The 18,967-nt window shown below is 72.3% G+C and carries 16 protein-coding genes; 8 read left to right on the forward strand and 8 right to left on the reverse strand.

Annotation, left to right across the window (positions count from 1 at the left end; all coding sequences use genetic code 11):
- Positions 1 to 108: 108 nt before the first annotated feature.
- The 3 genes from ACZ7EG_RS30710 to ACZ7EG_RS30720 form a co-directional block, all read right to left on the reverse strand.
- On the reverse strand, positions 109 to 1,713 hold the full coding sequence (locus ACZ7EG_RS30710; protein ID WP_471085923.1) for a HoxN/HupN/NixA family nickel/cobalt transporter: 1,605 nt from the start codon (positions 1,711 to 1,713) through the stop codon (positions 109 to 111).
- Positions 1,710 to 3,710, reverse strand: coding sequence for a tetratricopeptide repeat protein (locus tag ACZ7EG_RS30715; protein WP_471085926.1), 2,001 nt, complete (start codon positions 3,708 to 3,710; stop codon positions 1,710 to 1,712). Before ACZ7EG_RS30715 ends, ACZ7EG_RS30710 begins: the two co-directional genes overlap by 4 nt.
- 101 nt (positions 3,711 to 3,811) lie before the next feature.
- The gene (locus tag ACZ7EG_RS30720; RefSeq protein ID WP_471085928.1) at positions 3,812 to 5,344 is read right to left on the reverse strand and encodes a DUF4331 domain-containing protein; all 1,533 of its coding nucleotides are present in this window, start codon (positions 5,342 to 5,344) and stop codon (positions 3,812 to 3,814) included.
- A gap of 227 nt (positions 5,345 to 5,571) precedes the next feature.
- Here ACZ7EG_RS30720 and ACZ7EG_RS30725 point away from each other — a divergent pair, with 227 nt between their 5' ends.
- The 3 genes from ACZ7EG_RS30725 (at position 5,572) to ACZ7EG_RS30735 (ending at position 7,325) form a co-directional block, all read left to right on the forward strand.
- The gene (locus ACZ7EG_RS30725; protein ID WP_053672350.1) at positions 5,572 to 6,114 is read left to right on the forward strand and encodes a sigma-70 family RNA polymerase sigma factor; all 543 of its coding nucleotides are present in this window, start codon (positions 5,572 to 5,574) and stop codon (positions 6,112 to 6,114) included.
- Positions 6,111 to 6,932, forward strand: a complete 822-nt coding sequence (locus tag ACZ7EG_RS30730) for an anti-sigma factor (RefSeq protein ID WP_471085931.1) — start codon at positions 6,111 to 6,113, stop codon at positions 6,930 to 6,932. The genes ACZ7EG_RS30725 and ACZ7EG_RS30730 overlap by 4 nt, the downstream gene beginning before the upstream one ends.
- A gap of 126 nt (positions 6,933 to 7,058) precedes the next feature.
- Positions 7,059 to 7,325 (forward strand): hypothetical protein, encoded by a 267-nt coding sequence (locus tag ACZ7EG_RS30735; protein ID WP_033312817.1) that lies wholly within the window; start codon positions 7,059 to 7,061, stop codon positions 7,323 to 7,325.
- A gap of 178 nt (positions 7,326 to 7,503) precedes the next feature.
- Here the strand turns inward: ACZ7EG_RS30735 and ACZ7EG_RS30740 are convergent, their stop codons facing one another.
- The gene (locus ACZ7EG_RS30740) at positions 7,504 to 8,286 is read right to left on the reverse strand and encodes an ABC transporter permease (protein ID WP_471085935.1); all 783 of its coding nucleotides are present in this window, start codon (positions 8,284 to 8,286) and stop codon (positions 7,504 to 7,506) included.
- Positions 8,283 to 9,278, reverse strand: coding sequence for an ATP-binding cassette domain-containing protein (locus ACZ7EG_RS30745; protein WP_471085938.1), 996 nt, complete (start codon positions 9,276 to 9,278; stop codon positions 8,283 to 8,285). The genes ACZ7EG_RS30740 and ACZ7EG_RS30745 overlap by 4 nt, the downstream gene beginning before the upstream one ends.
- A 63-nt stretch (positions 9,279 to 9,341) precedes the next feature.
- Here ACZ7EG_RS30745 and ACZ7EG_RS30750 point away from each other — a divergent pair, with 63 nt between their 5' ends.
- The gene (locus ACZ7EG_RS30750; RefSeq protein ID WP_389969062.1) at positions 9,342 to 10,058 is read left to right on the forward strand and encodes a TetR/AcrR family transcriptional regulator; all 717 of its coding nucleotides are present in this window, start codon (positions 9,342 to 9,344) and stop codon (positions 10,056 to 10,058) included.
- Between the two features lie 21 nt (positions 10,059 to 10,079).
- On the opposite strand, the gene ACZ7EG_RS30755 is transcribed toward ACZ7EG_RS30750, so the two are convergent.
- From ACZ7EG_RS30755 to hmgA, 3 genes are all read right to left on the reverse strand, one after another.
- Positions 10,080 to 11,234 carry a type ISP restriction/modification enzyme gene (locus ACZ7EG_RS30755; protein ID WP_471085941.1) on the reverse strand — a complete coding sequence of 385 codons (1,155 nt, stop codon included), beginning with the start codon at positions 11,232 to 11,234 and terminating at the stop codon, positions 10,080 to 10,082.
- 94 nt (positions 11,235 to 11,328) lie between these two features.
- Entirely contained in the window at positions 11,329 to 12,078 is a 750-nt protein-coding gene (locus tag ACZ7EG_RS30760; protein ID WP_471085944.1) for a GntR family transcriptional regulator, read from the reverse strand.
- A gap of 26 nt (positions 12,079 to 12,104) precedes the next feature.
- Complete coding sequence (gene hmgA / locus ACZ7EG_RS30765; protein WP_471085947.1) at positions 12,105 to 13,505, reverse strand: homogentisate 1,2-dioxygenase; 1,401 nt, start codon at positions 13,503 to 13,505, stop codon at positions 12,105 to 12,107.
- Positions 13,506 to 13,659: 154 nt separating this feature from the next.
- Between hmgA and ACZ7EG_RS30770 the strand changes: the two genes are divergently transcribed.
- The 4 genes from ACZ7EG_RS30770 (at position 13,660) to ACZ7EG_RS30785 (ending at position 18,953) form a co-directional block, all read left to right on the forward strand.
- Positions 13,660 to 14,373: a hypothetical protein gene (locus ACZ7EG_RS30770; protein ID WP_471085950.1), complete on the forward strand. Its 714-nt coding sequence runs from the start codon at positions 13,660 to 13,662 to the stop codon at positions 14,371 to 14,373.
- Entirely contained in the window at positions 14,370 to 14,990 is a 621-nt protein-coding gene (locus tag ACZ7EG_RS30775; RefSeq protein WP_471085953.1) for a TetR/AcrR family transcriptional regulator, read from the forward strand. The genes ACZ7EG_RS30770 and ACZ7EG_RS30775 overlap by 4 nt, the downstream gene beginning before the upstream one ends.
- Before the next feature lie 93 nt (positions 14,991 to 15,083).
- A complete protein-coding gene (locus tag ACZ7EG_RS30780) occupies positions 15,084 to 17,351 on the forward strand; it encodes a molybdopterin oxidoreductase family protein (protein ID WP_471085956.1) in 2,268 nt (755 codons plus the stop codon).
- Positions 17,352 to 17,486: 135 nt separating this feature from the next.
- On the forward strand, positions 17,487 to 18,953 hold the full coding sequence (locus ACZ7EG_RS30785) for a CitMHS family transporter (protein WP_471085959.1): 1,467 nt from the start codon (positions 17,487 to 17,489) through the stop codon (positions 18,951 to 18,953).
- Positions 18,954 to 18,967: the final 14 nt, after the last annotated feature.

The following is an 18,967-nucleotide window of genomic DNA, read 5'->3' on the forward strand; positions in this document are numbered from 1 at the left end:
CCCATTCGCAGCCGGGCGAAATCTCCATGGGGTGTGTCTTCCCCACGCGGTCTGATTTCCTCACGACGTCCGCTTTTCTCCGGACATCCGATGCCTCACGAACGTAACTCAGCCGAGTGCGGATGCCGCCCCCTTGAACACCAGTCCGGCCCCGAGGACCAGCACGGCGAAGGCCGAACCGAGCGGGGCGGTCCGGCGCACCAGGGCCGCCATCGGGCCCGTCGACCAGCGCGGGCGCCGGTCCAGGAGCCGGGTCATGCCGCTGCCCGCCTTGACGACCGCGTACCCGGCGGCCGTGAGGGTGAGGGCCAGCCCGACGCCGTAGGCGACGACGAGCAGCAGGCCGAACCAGGCCTGCCCGAGCGCGGCGGCGCCGACCAGCACCACGACGGCGGACGGGCTGGGCACGAGGCCGCCCGCGAAGCCCATGAGGATCGTGCCGCGGAGGGTGGGGGCGACGGGGTGGGAGTGGGTGAAGCCGCCGTGGGTGTGCTCGACCGTGTGGGGGTGGGAGTGAGGGTGGGCGTGATCGTGCGGGTGGTCGTGGTCGTGGTCGTGGTCGTGGTGGTGATCCTTGTGGTCGTGCGCGTGACCGTGGTGGTCGCCGTCGTGGTCGTGGGTGTGGCTTCCGTGGTCGTGATGGCCGTGATGATGGGCGTGCGGGGGGTGGGTGTGCGCGCGGTTGCGCAGGGCGCGGCGGACCAGGCTCGCGCCCGCCAGGGTCACCAGCAGGCCGCTGGCGACACCGAGCCAGGCGATCACGGAGGGCGCCGCCGCCGAACCGGCCGTCACCAGCAGGCCCAGGGCGACCACGCCGAGGGTGTGCGTGACGGTCACCGAGGCTGCCATGGGCAGGACGTCCCTCATCCGGGCCTGACCGCCCCGGGCCGCAGCCGTCGCGGCCATGATGGTCTTGCCGTGGCCCGGGGCGAGCGCGTGCATCGCACCGAGGACGACGGCGATGAGGAGGGCCAGCGCGGCGAAGCCGGCGGTGAGGTCCTGCCGGGCCACCAGGTCGTCCAGGGCACGTGTCCAGCGGTCGGCGCCGCGCGGGAGCACGGATGCCGCGGGCGCGTCCGACTCCTCGTCCGCCAGGGCGGCGCCGCCGGGGCGCACCCGCAGGGCGGCCGACGCGGTGTCGGCCGGGGAGGACAGCAACTCCTCCGGGTAGCTGGTGAGTTCGTCCGAGATCGACTTCTCCGGCACGTCCGACGCGGCGAGCGTCATACGGTCGCCCCGTGCCGTGATCTCCCGCCAGCCCGGGCCGCTGGAGGCACCCGCGCCGCGGAAGCCGAGGGACACGGTCTTCCCGCCCGACGGGAGGGGCGCGGTCAGCTCGCACTCCACCCGGAGGGTGTCGAGTCCCGCCTGCCCGGGCCGGACGCGCGCGTTGCTGCGCTCGGCCGTGAGGGCCACCCCGCGGCCGTCGACGGTCGCGCGGCTGTCCTCGGCGGCCGTGGCGCACCGCTGGCGGGCCCACATGGCGATGCCCAGCCGCTCGATGTCCGGCCCCGCCTGGGTCGCCGGGATCTCCGCGAGGTCCTCCACGTGGTGGACGCGCAGTTCACCTGGGGCGGCGACCAGGCCGTCGTAGCGGTTGACGGTGAAGTTGCCCAGCGGGTGGGCGCTCGCCGTGGCGGCGGGCAGCAGGGTGAGCGCGCAGGCGGCCGTGAGGACGGCGGCACCGGACGCGAACAGCCGGCGCAGGGTCACCGGTTCCCCTCCAGGTCCTCGAGTGCGGTACGGGCCTCGCGCACGCCGAGCGGCGAGAAGCCGGGGTTCAGGTCCAGCGCGGCCTTCAGATGCGTGCGGGCCTCGCGGTCGTCGCCGGTGGCGCGCTCGATGACACCGCGGTGATAGAGGAAGACGGCGTTGCGGTAGCCGGTGGCGGTGGCCCGGCGGGCGTACGGCAGGGCCTCCTCGTCGCGGCCGTTGACGTGCAGGGCCCAGGCGAGGGCGTCGGCGGTGTGCACGCTGTGCCGGCGCTCCCATTCGGCGCGGGCGGCGCGCAGGGCCTCCTTCTTGTCGCCGTGGTCGGCGGCGGCCATGGCCGTGTCGAGGTCGGCGTTGACCCCGCCCGCGCGGGCGAGGGCCGTCCAGGCGTCGACGAGGGCGTACTGGTCGCCGGCCTTCGCCCGGTCGCCGTCGGCGCCGCGGTCCTCGTACAGCTCGCCGAGGGCGACGAGCGGGCCGGGCAGCGGGAAGCGGGCGACGACCTGCTCCAGCCCCTTGACGGCGGCCGCCCGGTCGCCGCTCGCGGCCTGGGCGCGGGCGCGGCCCTCCAGGGCGGGCAGGTACGCGTCGTCGGCGGCGAGGGCACGGGCGTAGTGGCCGAGGGCTGTCTTGTACTCGCCCTGGTTCCAGGCGAGCTGCCCGAGGGCAGTGGCGACGTAGGCGACGTCGGCGGGCGCGTGGGCCGAGCCCAGGGCGCGCTCCAGTACCTCACGCGCCGTGCGGACGTCGCCGCGCAGCTCGTGCACGTACGCGTACCGCGTGAAGACCGGGATGCCGGGGCGCCTGTCGTCGGCGGTGTCGGCGGCCTTCGCGGCGTCGTCGTACCGTCCGAGTTCGACGAGGGCGTCGATACGGGTGCACAGGGCGCGTTCGTTGTAGGGGTTCTGCTTCAGCGCCCGGCCGGCGTAGGTCAGGGCGCCGGGGAAGTCGTGCCGGGCGGCGGCGAGGGCGGCGTGGCCCGCCAGGGCCTGGTCGTTGCCCGGTTCCAGTTCGAGGGACCGCTTCAGGGCGCGCTCGGCCTGCGGATACCGGGAGGGGTCGCCGTTCGTGCGGGCCTGCTCGACGTAGGCGACCCCGAGGGTGGCCCAACTGCCGAAGTCCCTCGGCTGGGCCCGCAGGTGCTTCTGCAGGGACGCGATCCCCGCGTCGAGATCCCCGCGCGCGAGGTCGCCGGGCGACAACGCCCCGGCCGCCGACACGGCGTCGACACCGGTCCCACGGTCCTGCACACCCCCGAACGTGATGGCCCCGCCGGTCACCGCGACCGCCAGCAGCACCGCACACCCCGCAACGTGCAGACCCCGCCACCGCCGTCCCCCGTCGGCGGCCCGCCGCATCGCGGCGACCCGCTGACCGGCGTCGTCCCCGCCGGTCGGAGGGTGGGTGTGCGCCTGGTGCTCGGTGCCGGCCTCCGGGCCGGAGTGGCCCTCGGCGGGGTGAACCCCGACCGTGCCGCTGCCGCTGCCGCTGCCGCTGCCGTCGCCGCTGCCGTCGCCGGCGAGCGCCGAGAGGCCGGCCCGGTCTCCGCCGCAGGACCCGGCCGGATCCCCGGCGTCGCTGGTTTCCGTGCGGGTGGGGATTGTTCGGGTCCCAGCGTCGCGGGTGGGGATTGTTCGGGTCCCAGCGTCGCTGGTTTCCGTGCGGGTGGGGATCGTTCGGGTGCGGGTGTCGCGGGTGGGGATTGTTCGGGTCCCAGCGTCGCTGGTTTCCGTGCGGGTGGGGATCGTTCGGGTGCGGGTGTCGCTGGTTTCCGTGGGGGTGGGGTCCGTTCGGGTCCCGGCTTCGCCGGTTTCCGTGCCCGCGGTGGGCGGCCGGTCCTGGCCGGCCTCGGCCGCCTCGCCCCGTGCCCCGGTCGTCTCCGTCCCGGCAGCCGCACCACCCTCCCGATCCCCGGTGATCTCGGGCTCCGGTGCCGTCGACGGCGCGCGGTCGTCCTCGCGCCCCTCCGGTGTGCTGTCGGTCGTACGCGGAGGCATGACCTCTCCTCGGTCGGGTGTGCTGGTGCGGAAGTCGGCGGCGCGGCCCGCGCCGTGGGGGATGTGGAACGGGCCGCGCCGGTCGGTGGGAGCGGAGCGGGTCAGTACGCCCGGTTCCGCATGCGGCGCCACCACATCAGGGCCGCGCCGATCAGGACGATGCCGCCCGCCCCGGCCCCCGCGGAGGCGGCCATCAGACCCATGTCGTCCGAACCCTGCGCGCCGGCCGGCTGGAGCGCGTCGCCCAGCTGGCTGCGGACGTCGTTGCCGCCGTCCACGCCCTTGGCGAGCGGGCCGCGCGAACCCTCCGTCGGCAGAGCCACGTACGGGAAGGCCTTCTCGAACTTCTTGTCGTTCTTGTCGACCGCGTCACCGAGGTCGTTCTTCGCACCGAGCAGCTCACCCTCGACGACCTGGAGCGACGCGTCGATCACGTCGTCGGTGAGGCGACGGCCGTTCGGGAAGCCCGCGTTGTCACCGTCCAGGACGCCGAGCCGCTTGGGCTTGGCGGCCGGCTTGATGGACGTGTTGAGCCGCAGCTGCTCCGACGGCGTCACGTGCGGCGGCTGGTTGAGGTCCTTGACGCCCTTGAGGAAGACGTCGACCAGGTCGTTGCGCGGCTCGGCGGGTGCCGGGATCTTGTAGATCGCCTCGATGAGCTTCGGCAGCTCCGGGTTGGTGACGTTCTTCAGGAACTGGGCGTCGTCCCGCGGCGTGGACGCGTTGAACGTGTCCTTGTCCTTGATCGGGTTGACGACCTCGTTGACCAGCGGGTTGCCCAGGCGCGAGACCTGCGAGAAGTAGCCCTTGGCGTTCTTGCGCTGCGTCGTCGACCAGATGCCGACGACCGGCTGCTCGTGCGACTCGGTGATGAAGCTGTTCGGGACCTGCAGGGCGATCGAGTTGACGTTGTAGCCCTTGAGGGTGTCGTTGCCGACCTCGGAGAGGTTCCCGCCGTACAGCAGGTCGAAGACGCGCAGGTCCAGGAAGAACGGGTCGTCGGCCTGCCCGGCGAACGTCTGGGCGCCACCGGCGAGTTTGTGGACGGCCTGCTTGCGCAGGGTGTTGTAGTCCGGCATCGACGCCTTGCCGACATTGGACGGAGCCACCGGCACGTCGTCGGCGACCTTGGTCTTCGACACGGCCTTCAGGCGCTTCAGCTTGATCAGCTCGAGGTCGTACGTCTGTGTGATGTTGAGGTCGGGGTCGTCGAGGCTCTCGACCGGGCCCGTGTTGTACAGGAACGTCTTGTCGTTCTTCACATGAGTCTTGAACGTGTACCGGAAGAGCAGGTCCTCCTGCGCGTCACCGTTGCTGTCGATGCGCAGGTCGTACTGGGCGTCCTCGGCGAACGGGAAGAAGTTGGGCCCGCCGGCCGGTTCCTCGAAGGGAATCCAGTTCGCGACGATGGTCGTCGTGTCCGGCTTGTCCGGGCTGACGAACGCGTACACGTCGGTGTTGTCGTACTGCGGGGTCCCCGAGATCAGCGGGGCCTCGCGGTGGCTGGAGGCAGAGGCCTCCTCGGGTGCCAGCGCGGTCACACCGGCGGCTGCGAGCCCGCCGGCGGCCAGCGCGCCACAGATCACGGTCGCGATGCTCGCGCGTCCCGCACCGGTCCTGGAGATAGGTGTCATGCCGTCCGTCCTCCGTGCCAACTTGCCTGACACACGCCATTCGGAGCGGTCGGCGAAGCGGATTGGTCGAATCTCAAACGTTCTTACGGAGCATCGGGAAAGTTGTTTCATCGCCGGGCGACCCGCGTTTTCGGCACGCTGATCCGTAACCCCGTCCGGAGGTGTGTGTGTTGCGAGTGCCTCGTGTGAGAGGACAGGCCCGGTGCGGCCTCGGAGAGGGGGACCGAGTGGAGGCGGACGAGCTGCTGCTGCTCGTGGCAGGTGGGGACCAGAAGGCCTTCGAGGACCTGTACGGACTGGTGTCCGGCCCGGTGTTCGGGCTCGTACGGCGTGTGGTGCGGGACCCCGCCCAGTCGGAGGAGGTGGCTCAGGAAGTGCTGCTCGAACTGTGGCGGTCCGCGGCGAGGTTCGACCCGGACCGGGGCAGCGCCATGTCGTGGATCCTCACCCTCGCCCACCGCCGCGCCGTCGACCGGGTCCGCAGTGCCCGGGCGGCCGGGGAACGCGAGCAGCGCGAGGCGCTGCGCGCGAACCAGCCCGCCTTCGACCAGGTCACCGAGGAGGTCGAGGCCGGACTCGAACGGGAATGGGTGCGCCGCTGCCTCGACCGGCTCACCGTCCTGCAGCGCCAGTCGGTCACCCTCGCCTACTACGAGGGCTACACGTACCGTGAGGTGGCCGAGCAGCTCTCCCTGCCGCTGGGCACCGTCAAGACCCGGATGCGGGACGGACTGACCCGTATGCGCGAGTGCCTGGGAGGTGTGGCATGAGCCTCTTCCGCCGCGAGGACCTGCACTCGCTCGCCGCGCCCTACGCGCTCGACGCCCTGGAGCCCCCGGAGCGGGTCCGCTTCCAGAAGCATCTCAGGGAGTGCGAACGCTGCGCCGCCGAGGTGCGCGCCCTGACCGAGGACGCCGTGCGGCTCGCCTGGTCCACGACCGCCCCGCCCCCCGCCGCGATGCGTGACCGGGTCATGCTGGCCGTGCGGACCACTCCGCAGGACCCGGCACCGCAGGGGACGGCGGCGCGCGAGCCGGCACGGGCGCGGGCGACGCAGCTGCCCCCGCACGTGTGGGGCGCCCAGCCGCCGCCGCGACAGCGGCAACGGCGCCGGATCCCGCTGTTCGTGCCCTTCGCGACGGTCACCGCCGCCGCGGCCCTCGTCGTCGCCTCGCTGTTCGCCGTGCAGGCGAACCGGACCCAGGACCGGCTGACCGCCGAGCAAGATCGGTCACGTGAGATCGCCCACGTTCTGGCGGCTCCGGACGCCCGTGCGGGCAGAGGCCGGGACGTGCGGGGCCGCACCCTCGGAGTGATCGCTTCCGCCACGGAGGGGAGTGCGGTGGTCACCCTCGGCGGATACGGCGCCCCCTCGGGCGGCCGCGTGCACCAGTTGTGGCTCATGCGCCCGGGCACGCCCCCACGCTCCCTCGGCCTCTTCGACGGCGACACGCCCCTGGTCGCAACGGGTTTGGGCACCTCCGCGACGTCACTGGCCGTGACCGTCGAGCCCGCCGGGGGGTCGCCGCAGCCCACTACCCAGCCGATCGTCCAACTCGCCCTGAAATCTGTTGGATTCGGAGAGTAATCGGAGATACATCGTCAACCCCCTTACGGGGAAGGTGAATCCTGTGACCGCGATACACGAGTGCCCGGACGGGGCGATAGGGTTAACCTGCCCGGGCCGGGTGGACTCGTACGGGTGGGGAGTGACATGGAACAGATAACAGTGCGCAGCAGGGCCAGGGTCCCTGCGATCACCTGCGGGAGCAGCGCGACCAGTTCGCGCCTCGACCGCCACCTCTCGGTGCTGGGCGGCCCCGCCGTCCCTCAACGGGAGACGGTCGAGGCGACCTCGCTGATGCGGGAACTGACCGCGCGTCAGCCGCACGACCGCAGTGGCAGGGGTGCGCGCGTGCGTCGCGTCTCGCTCTTCGCGCCGCTGCGCCGACTGCGCCGCTCCCTGTTCGGCAGCAGGTAGGGGTCCGCGCTCGGGCGGTCACACCGTCTCCGGCGCCGGCGCTGCGACACCCGTCGTCCGTCATCCCCGCGGCACGCAGCGGCGCCAGGTGTGGTCCCGAGCGCGGCACGCCCCCTGTCGGTGCCTCATCCCCGCCCGGCAGTGACCGGGGGCGACGTCCGCGGCGACCGCCGCCCGGTCACTGCTCCCCGTGCGCGTACCGGCGCACGGCCGGCGGCACGAACACCCCGAGCAGTACGACGCACCACAGGACGGACCCCGCGACGGGATGGGCCACCGGCCAGGCCGCCCCCTCGGGTACGGGCGCGTTGCCGAAGAGGTCCCGCAGGGCCGTCGCCACCGCGCTGATCGGATTCCACTCGGCGACCGTCCGCAGCCAGCCCGGCAGTCCGCTGGTCGGGATGTACGCGCTGGACAGCAGCGGCAGCAGGAATGTCGCCCCGCCCAGCTGACCGGCCGCCTCCTCGTTGCGGGTGAGCAGGCCGAGGTAGATCCCCGCCCAGGTGCAGGCGAAGCGGAACAGCATCAGCAGCGCGAGCGCCCCCATCGCTTCGAGCAGGCTCCCCTCGACACGCCAGCCGACCGCGAGGCCCACCAGAAGGAACGGCACCGTCCCGAGGGCGGTGGCCACCAGATCCGCGGCTGCCTGCCCCAGCGGTACGGCCGCCCGGCTCATCGGAAGCGTACGGAAGCGGTTCGTCACGCCCCGGTGCGTGTCCTGGGCCGCCTGGAACATGCCGGCCATGATCCCGCCCGAGGCGGTCGCCACCAGCAGGCCCGGCACGAGGAACGACCGGTAGGTCTCGCCCGGAACCGCCAGCGCGCTGCCGAAGACGTAGCCGAAGAACAGCAGCATGCTGATCGGCATGGTCTGGGTGAGGATCAGCAGGCCCGGGTTGTTCCGCAGTCGCAGCAGCTGGCGGCCCAGCATCGCGGTCCCGTCGTACGCCAGCATGCTCATGCGGCACGCTCCTTCTCGTCGGTCGTCTCGGTCGTCTCGGTCGCCTCGGTCGTCCTGGGCGGCGCAGTCTCCGTCAGGCGCAGGAACACGTCGTCGAGGGTCGGCGGGCGCAGGCTCACGTCGAGCAGCGGCACGCCCGCCGTGTCCAGGGCGCGCACCAGCAGCGGGATCGTGAGTGTCGGGTCCTTGCTGACCGCGCCGACGGCGTTGCGCTCGTGGTCGAACGACGGCTGCGCGCCCGTCAGCCGGTCGAGGACGGCCGCCGCCCTCGCAAGGGTGTCCGCATCCGGCACGACGACCTCGGCGTGCGCCCCGACCAGCGACTTGAGCTGTGCCGGAGACCCGGTGTGCGTGACCCGGCCCCGGTCCACCAGGGCGATGTCGTCGGCCAGTTGGTCGGCCTCCTCCAGGTACTGCGTGGTGAGCAGCACCGTCGTGCCCTCGGCGGCCAGGTCGCGCACCACGTCCCGGATGAGGGTGCGGCTGACCGGGTCGAGGCCGGTGGTCGGCTCGTCCAGGAACAGCACGTCGGGGCGGCGGATCAGGCTCGCCGCGAGGTCCAGGCGGCGGCGCATGCCACCGGAGTAGGTGGACGCGGGGCGGTCGGCGGCCTCGGTCAGACCGAAGCGGTCGAGGAGCACCGCGGTCCGTCCCGCCGGTCCGCGCACCCGGTACAGCCGGCCGAACAGCTGAAGGTTCTGGCGTCCGGTGAGGTCCCCGTCGATCGAGGTGTCCTGCCCGGTGACGCTGATCCTGTTGCGCACGGCGGCGGCCTCGCGGACGAGGTCGTGTCCCGCGACCCGGGCGGAGCCGGCGTCCGGCCGCAGCAGCGTGGTCAACAGCCGTACCGCCGTCGTCTTCCCCGCCCCGTTCGGCCCGAGGATCCCGCAGACCGTTCCCTCGGGGACCGCGAGGTCCAGCCCGCGCAGGGCGCGGACCTCCCCGAATCGCTTCTCCAGACCTTCACTAAGTACAGCGTACGTAGAAGTCATGGTAGGACCATAGCGCACTACGTACGCTGTACGTAACTAGGATGGTGGCCGAGGTGATGATCGATGGCGGGCCGAGCGGCCGTACCCGAAGTGATCTGGGCGCGCCCCGAGCGCACCGGCCGTGGGCCGAAACCGGCGTTCACCCGCGCCGACATCGCGGCGGCCGCCGTGCGGATCGCCGACGCGGAGGGGCTGGACGGGGTCACCATGCGGCATGTCGCCGCGGAACTGGGCTGCGGCACGATGTCGCTGTACAACTACGTCCCCCGCAAGGAGGACTTGTACGAGCTGATGATCGACGCCATCGGTGCCGAGCACGAGATGTTCGAGCCCACGGGCGACTGGCGCGCCGACATGCTGCGCAACGCCGAGGAGACGCGCGCCATCATGCACCGCCACACCTGGGTGCCGCGCCTGATGCCGGGGGTCTTCGGCTTCAGCCCCAACACCCTGCGCTACCTGGAGCACTGCCTGGCCTGCCTCGAACCGCTCGACGTGCCGGCCGGTACGAAGACGGAGCTGGTCGCGCTGCTCAACGGCGTCGTGACGACGTACACCGGGAACGACATCGCGACCGCCGAACGCACCCGGTCCATGCCGTGGACGGCCGAGGAGGAGAACGCCGTCCGCATGGCCTACCTGGGCAGCCAGATCGCCACCGGCGCGTATCCGCGGCTGACCGCGGCCTTCACGGAGCAGAGCGGGCCGGTCGATCTGGAGGCGGTGTTCCGGCGGGCCCTCGAACGCGTCCTGGACGCCTTCGACCCGGAGCTGCGCTGAGGGGTGTCCCCCGGGGCGGTGCTAGAGCAGCGCCAGTTGCCCCTCGGGACCCTCCTCGGGCCCCTCCAGCACCGACGCCGGGCGGCGGGCCCCGCTCGGCACCGGCAGGACGCCCGCCTCGCGCAACTCCGTCGCCGTGACCGGGTCGCGGACCTCCGGTCCCTCCAGCGGGCGCAGCTCGGCCAGCAGCGCGAGGACGGTGATCAGCTCCAGCAGCTCCGACGTCCAGGTCTGGGGCCAGGTGGCGGGACGGATCGCCGCCAGCGTGCCCGGCTCGGGGGCGGCGACGCGGGTGGCGAACCACTCCTGCAGGACGCGCACCCCGCCCACCTCGAAGTCCCAGGCCTCCGGAGGGACCGGGGAGATACGGCCCTCGTCCAGGAACAAGGCCTCCTCGTCCCGGTCGTAGCGCAGCGCCACCGGCCGGGAGGGCAGCGGGGCACGCACGTAGGGGCGGCGGCCGCCGGGGAGCTTCGGGCGATCGCCGTCGCGGCGCATCAGCCACAGCAGCCGGTGACCCAGCTCGAGGCCCCGCTCCCACGCGCCGGCGTCCCCGGTGAGCGGAACGGTGAGATCCGGGCGGGCCGTGGCCGTGATCCAGGCGAGTACGTCCAGCGGCGTCGGGGTGCCGCCCAGGCGGGTGCCGAGGTAATCCAGCAGGCCCGGGGCCAGATTGGGCTCGCGGCCGCCCGGGCGCCGGAAGAGCGGACGGATCCGGCCGGGGCGCACCAGCGGGAGCAGCGAGGTGGCGAGCAGGGGCGGGTCGGCCTCGGGCGTCTCCAGCACGAAGACCTGCGGCTCGTCCGCCACCCGCCACAGCTCGGGGCGGGCCGCGTCGATCAGCCGCTGGTCGGGGATGAGCCACTGCTCGTCGTAGGGCGCGAGCAGGACGCGCACCGGCTCCGGGCAGGGCCCCGAGGCGCGCACCAGTTTCTCGGTGCCGCTGCCGGCCAGGCCGGGCAACTGGCCGACCGCCGTGTGCAGCGTGCGCGAGCGGGTCGGCTCGAACAGGGCCTCGCGGTCCGGCCCCTCGGCCTTCACCAAGGCGTCCCAGCGGGCCTTCAGGGACGCCGTGTCCGGCGCCGCCGGCCAGCCCCGGCCGAGCCGCGGCGGTGCGACGGACCACGGCATGAGGTCCGCCAGCAGCGGAGCGTCGTCGTGCGTCACGCAGGGCATCGTACGACGTGTCCCGCGCCCCGAAGGAGCGCGGGGAACGGCGCGGCCGGCCCCCGCCGGCGCGCGGACGGACGGGGCGCTTCCAGTGGAGCGCTCACGTGGCGTCCAGGGTCACCGTGAAGGAGAAACGATCCCCGCGGTAGTGGATGACGGCCACGTCCAGGGGCCGCCCGGCGGCGTCGTAGGTCACTCCGGTGTAGTGCAGGATCGGGCTCAGCAGGGGGACTTGGAGCAGTTTCGAGGTCTCCGGGTCGGCCAGCCGCGCCTCCACCGTGTCCGTGATGCGGCTGATGTCCGCCCCCACCACGTCCCGCAGCACCTTGGTCATGGGCCACCGGACGAGGTCGTCCAGGTCGATCCGCGCGGCCAGTTCGGGGCGGACGTAGTTGCGGGCGTGATTCGTCGGCTCGCCGGTCTTCTCGTCGCTGCGCAGGCGGTGGTACGTCGACACCTCCCGCACATCCGGGAAGAACTCGGCGAGTTCGCCCGGCACGGGCGCGCTGCCGTGGTCCAGCAGTTCGGACGTCATGCCGGACTGCTGGGCCACGATCGCGTCCACCGAGCCGAGCAGGCGCACCGGGGAACCCCGGCGCGCGTGCGGCTCGATGAACGTGCCCCGCCGGCGGTGGCGCGTGATCAGTCCCTCGTCCTCCAGCTCCTTCAGCGCCTGCCGCATGGTCAGCACGCTCACGCCGTAGTGCCCGGCCAGCTGCTCCTCGGTGGGCAGCCGCAGAGGGTCCTGCGGCGAGCGGCCGAGGATCGAGGCGCGCAGCGACTGCGACACCTGGTACCAGAGCGGCAGCTTGCGGTTCAGGACGATCGAGTCCGGGGCGAAGGAGGTCACGAGCCATCCGTACCGGTAAGAAATGATCAGTGCAAGGGGGCTTCTGACGGATCTCCGCAGGGTCGGAAGTGCCGCTCCAGGCCCTGCCAGACGTCGTCGTAGCGCTGCTGGAGGTGCTCCGCGCGGGCCGCGTGCGGGGTGAGGGTGAGCGGCCAGCGCGTCTCGAACATGAACGCCAGGCCGTCGTCGATCTTCTGCGGCTTCAGCTCGGCGGCGCTCGCCCGGTCGAAGGTCTCCCGGTCCGGGCCGTGCGCCGACATCATGTTGTGCAGCGACCCGCCGCCCGGCACGAAGCCCTCCGCCTTCGCGTCGTACGCACCCTCGATGAGGCCCATGTACTCGCTCATCACGTTCCGGTGGAAGTACGGCGGCCGGAACGTGTCCTCGCCCACCAGCCAGCGCGGCGCGAACACCACGAAGTCGACACCGGCCAGGCCCGGGGTGTCCGACGGGGACGTGAGCACCGTGAAGATCGACGGGTCCGGGTGGTCGTAGGTGAGGGTGCCGAGCACATTGAAGCGGCGCAGGTCGTAGACGTACGGCACGTGGTTGCCGTGCCAGGCGACGACGTCGAGGGGGGAGTGGTCGTAGGTGGCGGTCCACAGGTTGCCGCAGAACTTGTTCACCACCTCCACCGGGCCCTCGACGTCCTCGTAGGCGGCGACGGGTGCGCGGAAGTCCCGGGGGTTGGCGAGCCCGTTGGCGCCGATCGGCCCCAGGTCGGGGAGGCGGAAGGGCGCGCCGTAGTTCTCGCACACATAGCCGCGGGAGGCCGGGCTCGGCCCGCCGTCGGACGCCGTGTCCAAGAGCTCCACACGGAAGCGGACCCCACGCGGGATGAGCGCGACATGTCCCGGCTCCACATGGAGCAGACCGAACTCGGTGTGCAGCAGCAGCCCGCCGCGCTCCGGGACGATCAGCAGTTCGCCGTCGGCGTCGCTGAACACCCGGTCCATCGAGGCGTTGGCGGTGTAGAGGTGCACGGCGACGCCGGTGCGCTGGGTGGCGTCGCCGTTGCCGCCCAGGGTCCACAGGCCCGCCAGGAAGTCGGTCTCGGGCGCCGGGTCGGGCAGCGGGTTCCAGCGCAGCCGGTTGGGATCGGGCACGGTCTGGGTGAAGGGGGCGGTGCGGACCGTCCCGTTGTGGGTCCGGGTGAACGCCGGGTGCGCGGCCGACGGGCGGATCCGGTACAGCCACGAGCGGCGGTTGTGGGCCCGCGGCTCGGTGAACGCCGTACCGCTCAGCTGCTCCGCGTACAGTCCGAGCGGGGCTCGCTGGGGCGAGTTGCGGCCCTCGGGCAGTGCGCCCGGGACGGCCTCCGAGCTGTGCTCGTTGCCGAAGCCGGAGAGGTAGGCCAGCCCTTCGGCGGTCTTCCGCGCTCCCCCGTGCTCGAACGCGCTCGCGCGGGTGGTGCCCCCATCGCCCATGATCGCTGCTCCCTTGCGGTCTGATTCCTATGCCACACCGTAGGATTGCGGTTTCCCCGACGCAAGAGGGGCGCGCGCCCTCCTCTTCGCGGATGACCGGAACCCGACTTGAGAATGATCCGCAGGGGCGGACGTGTGTTCTACGCTCCCGAACATGTCGTGGACACGGAGACTTTGCGCCGCGCTCGCGGGCTGTGTCCTCCTCCTGGCCGGGTCCGCGGGCTGCGGCACCGGTGACGCCCGGGAGGGCGGTGTGTCGTCCGCACCGATCGGCCAGATCCTGGAGGGCCGGGACCAGGACGGGCAGCCCCTGCGTGAAGTGGCACCCGAGGGCGCCCCCGACGTGGGGGTCGAGGTGCAGCCCGACGCGGCCGGCGGCTGGGACGTACGCCTCACCGTGCGCAACTTCCGCTTCTCACCGGCCGGTGCGGCAGCCCGTGCGGTGGCCGGGCGCGGTCTCGCGCACCTCTTCGTCGACGGCCGCCCCGTGACCCGGCTGCGCACCTCCACCTACCGGCTGGACGCCCGCCTCGTGCCGCGCGGCACGCACCACGTCACGGCTCGTCTCCACGCCGACGACGGCACCGTGTGGGCGGTGGACGGCAAGCCCGTGGAGAGCACGGCAGACATCACCGCGTCGGAGCCGGGCCCGGGGGTGACGCCGGATGCCGCCTCCCGGCGCAAGGCCCGGACCCCGGGCGCGGACGCCGGGGGCCGAGGTGCACCGGACCTCGGGCGGGGTGCCTCCGAGGTCCAAGGTGCACCGGACCGAGGCCGGGGTGCATCCGAGGTCCAAGGTGTACCGGACCGAGGCCGGGGTGCGTCCGGGGACCGAGGTTCACCGGATCGCGGTCGAGGGGCATCATGAAGCCCGTGCCCCACGCGACATCGCTCCGACGTGCGCCCGTGCAGCGGCGCAGTGCCGAACGCCTGACCAGGATCCTCGACTCCTGCGCCGACCTCCTCGACGAGGTGGGCTACGACGCCCTGAGCACCCGTGCCGTCGCCCAGCGGGCCTCGGTCCCGATCGGCTCGGTCTACCGCTTCTTCGGCAACAAGCGCCAGATGGTCGATGCCCTCGCCCAGCGCAACCTCGAGCGGTACTCCGAGCGCGTCACGCAGCGTCTGCGGGACGCCGGCGAGGACGGGGACTGGCGCACGGCCATGGACGTCGTGCTCGACGAGTACCTGGACATGAAGCGCACCGCGCCCGGCTTCTCCCTCGTCGACTTCGGCAACCAGATCCCGGTCGGCGCCCGCCAGGCCGAACCCAACCACCGCGTCGCCGACCGCCTCACCGAACTCCTCTCCGGCTATCTCGACCGCGAACCCGACGACGATCTGCGGCGCGTCTTCCTCATAGCGGTCGAGACCGCGGACACCCTCGTGCACCTGGCGTTCCGGGTCGCACCGGAGGGGGACCAGCGGATCATCGGCGAGGCACGGGAGATGCTGCGGGCCTATCTCGCCCGGGTGCTGGACTGAAGCCGGTCCCGCCAGGACCTCCCCGCCGTTCATACCGGTCGGTATGCTCGGGCGCGTCAGTGCGTCACCGTAGCCGCCGCCCCGGGAGGACCCGTGTCCCGCACCGCCCTGCGTATCTGCCCCCTGTGCGAGGCCACCTGCGGCCTGACCCTCACCATCGAGGGCACGCGCGTCACCCACGCCCGAGGTGACCGCGACGACGTGTTCAGCCGGGGCTTCATCTGCCCCAAGGGCGCCTCCTTCGGGGCGGTCGACTCCGACCCCGACCGGCTGCGCACGCCGCTCGTGCGTCGGGACGGGGAACTGCGCGAGGCCACCTGGGAGGAGGCCTTCGACGCCGTCGCGGCGGGTGTCCGGCCCGTCGTGGAGCGACACGGCCCGCACTCCGTCGGGGTCGTGCTCGGCAACCCCAACGTGCACACCATGGCCGGCGCCCTCTACCCGGCCGTCCTGCTCGCCGGGCTCGGCACCCACAGCGTCTTCACCGCCTCCACGGTCGACCAGATGCCCAAGCACGTCTCCAGCGGCCTCCTCTTCGGCGACGCGAACGCCATCCCGGTGCCCGACCTCGACCACACCGACCATCTGCTCCTGATCGGCGCCAACCCGCTGGAGTCCAACGGCAGTCTGTGCACCGCCGCCGACTTCCCGGGCAAACTCAAGGCGCTCAAGGCCCGGGGCGGCACCCTCGTCGTGATCGACCCGCGGCGCACCCGCACCGCCAAGCTCGCCGACCTTCACGTCGCCGTCCGGCCCGGCACCGACGCGCTGCTGCTGGCGGCGATGGCACGGGTGCTCTTCGACGAGGGTCTCGTCGACCCGACGCCGCACGTGCAGGGCATCGAGGAACTGGCCCGCGAACTGGCGGAGTTCACCCCCGAAGCCGTCGCCGAGGCCTGTGACGTCGAGGCCGGCGTCATCCGCACACTCGCCCGCGACCTGGCCGCCGCCCCCACCGCCGCCGTCTACGGCCGCATCGGCAGCTGCACCGTCCCGCACGGCACCCTCGCCAGCTGGCTCGTCGACGTCCTGAACATCCTCACCGGCAATCTCGACCGGCCCGGCGGCGCGCTCTTCCCGCAGGCCGCCACCGACAAGACCCCGCGCCCCGCCGGACCCGGCCGCGGCTTCGCCCTAGGACGCTGGCACTCCCGGGTGAGCCGCCACCCCGAGGCGAAGGCCGAGCTCCCCCTGTCGGCCCTCGCGGAGGAGATCGACACCGCCACCGAGGAGGGCGAGCCGGTGCGCGCGCTGATCTCCGTGGCCGCCAACCCCGTGCTGTCCGCGCCCGACGGCGACCGGCTCGACAAGGCGCTCGACTCGCTCGACTTCATGGTCAGCGTCGACCCGTACCTCAACGAGACCTCGCGCCACGCCGATGTGATCCTGCCCCCGCCCCCGCCCTCCCAGAGCCCCCACCACGACTTCGCCTTCAACACCCTCGCCGTGCGCAACCAGGTCCGCTACACCCGCCCGGCGGTCCCCCTGGAGCCCGGCCGCATGGCCGAGACGGAGATCCTGGCCCGGCTGATCCTGGCCGTGACCGGTATGCACGGGGCTGATCCCGCCGCGGTCGACCAGATGGTCATCGACCAGACCCTCGGCAAGGCGGTCCAGGAACCGCACTCGCCCGTATACGGCAGCGACCCGCGCGAGCTCGCCGGCCGGCTCACCGGCGACACCGGCCCGGAGCGCCGGCTCGACATGATGCTGCGCCTCGGCCCCTACGGCGACGGCTTCGGCGCCCGGCCGGACGGACTCAGCCTGGAGAAGCTGCTCGCGCACCCGCACGGCATCGACCTCGGCCCGCTGCGCCCCCGTCTGCCGCAGCCCCTGAAGACCCGCAGCGGCCAGGTGGAGCTGCTCCCCGGCCCGATCGTGGGCGACCTGCCCCGGCTGCGCGCCGCCCTGGCCGAACGCCCCGAAGGACTCGTCCTGGTCGGCCGGCGCCATCTGCGTTCGAACAACAGCTGGATGCACAACGTGCCCTCCCTCACCGGCGGCTCCAACCGCTGCACCCTGCACCTCCACCCCGAGGACGCCGAGCGGCTGGGCGTCCAGGACGGGGCCGCCGTGCGCGTGAAGGGCGCCGGGGGAGAGGTCGTCGCACCCGCCGAGGTCACGGACAGCGTCCGCCGGGGCGTGGTGAGCCTGCCGCACGGCTGGGGTCACGACCGTCCCGGCACCCGCCTCGGCCACGCCTCCAAGGACCCCGGCGTCAACGTCAACCAGCTCCTCGACGGCCGCCTTCTGGACCCGCTGTCGGGCAACGCGGTCCTCAACGGCGTGCCCGTCGAGGTCACCCCCGAGAGCCCCGCCGAATGTGCTCCGGTGACCGAAAAGCTCACCGCTCTGACCTGAGCAAAGCTGTGACCAGCAGTTTTGCGCTTATTGCTCGCACGTCAACGTCTTGTTAACGCTGCTTGACGGGACCTAACGTCTCGGGAACCGCCGGCCCTGGTGGGATGTTCAAGGGCGAACGTTAGGTATCCACTCATGCTGACCATCCTCGGCTTCGCCATGATCGCGACCTTCCTGGTCCTGATCATGATGAAGAAGATGTCGCCGATCGCGGCGCTCGTGCTGATTCCCGCGCTCTTCTGCGTGTTCGTCGGCAAGGGCCCCAAGCTCGGTGACTACGTCCTCGACGGCGTGACCGACCTCGCCCCCACCGCGGCGATGCTCATGTTCGCGATCGTCTACTTCGGCGTGATGATCGACGTCGGTCTCTTCGACCCGATCGTCCGCGGAATCCTCAAATTCTGTAAAGCCGACCCGATGCGGATCGTCGTCGGCACCGCCGTGCTCGCCGCCATCGTGTCGCTGGACGGCGACGGCTCGACCACCTTCATGATCACCGTCTCGGCGATGTACCCGCTGTACAAGCGCCTGAAGATGAGCCTGGTCGTGATGACCGGTGTCGCCGCGATGGCCAACGGCGTGATGAACACCCTCCCCTGGGGCGGCCCGACCGCCCGCGCCGCGACCGCGCTGAAGGTCGACGCCAGTGACATCTTCGTCCCGATGATCCCGGCGCTCCTGGTCGGCCTGCTCTTCGTCTTCATCCTGTCCTACGTGCTCGGCGTGCGTGAGCGCCGGCGGCTCGGCGTGCTGACGCTGGACGAGGTGCTGGAGGAGGAGAAGGAGGCCGAGACGGTCCTCGTCGGCTCCGGTGCCTCCGGCGACGGCAAGGTCTCGATGCGCAAGGTCGGCACGGGCGCCGCGGGCTCCGGCACGGACGCCCCCGCGGGCGCCACGGGCTCCGGCACGGACGCCCCCGCGGGCGCCACGGGCTCCGCCGCCTCCGGTGACGACGGCGCCTTCCAGGGCCTCGACCCGAACCGGCCCACTCTGCGCCCCAAGCTGTACTGGTTCAACGCGCTGCTCACGGTCGGCCTGCTCACCGCCATGATCATGGAGTGGCTGCCGATCCCGGTGCTGTTCCTGATCGGTGCCGCGCTCGTCCTCTCCGTGAACTTCCCGCACATCCCCGACCAGAAGGCCCGCCTGGCCGCCCACGCCGACAACGTCCTGAACGTCTCCGGCATGGTCTTCGCCGCCGCCGTCTTCACCGGCGTCCTGCAGGGCACCGGCATGGTCGACCACATGGCCAAGTGGATGGTGGACGTCATCCCCGGCAGCATGGGCCCGCACATGGCCCTCGTCACCGGCATCCTGAGCCTGCCGCTCACCTACTTCATGTCGAACGACGGCTTCTACTTCGGTGTCCTGCCCGTCCTCGCCGAGGCGGGTGCCGCGCACGGGGTCAGCCCGCTGGAGATGGCCCGCGCCTCGCTGGTCGGCCAGCCGCTGCACATGTCCAGCCCGCTCGTCCCGGCCGTCTACGTCCTGGTCGGCATGGCCAAGGTCGAGTTCGGCGACCACACCAGGTTCGTCGTGAAGTGGGCCGCCCTCACCTGCCTGGTCATCCTCGGCGCGGGCATGCTGTTCGGGATCATCTGAACCACCACATGGAG

This window comes from Streptomyces sp. NPDC037100 (assembly GCF_055606225.1).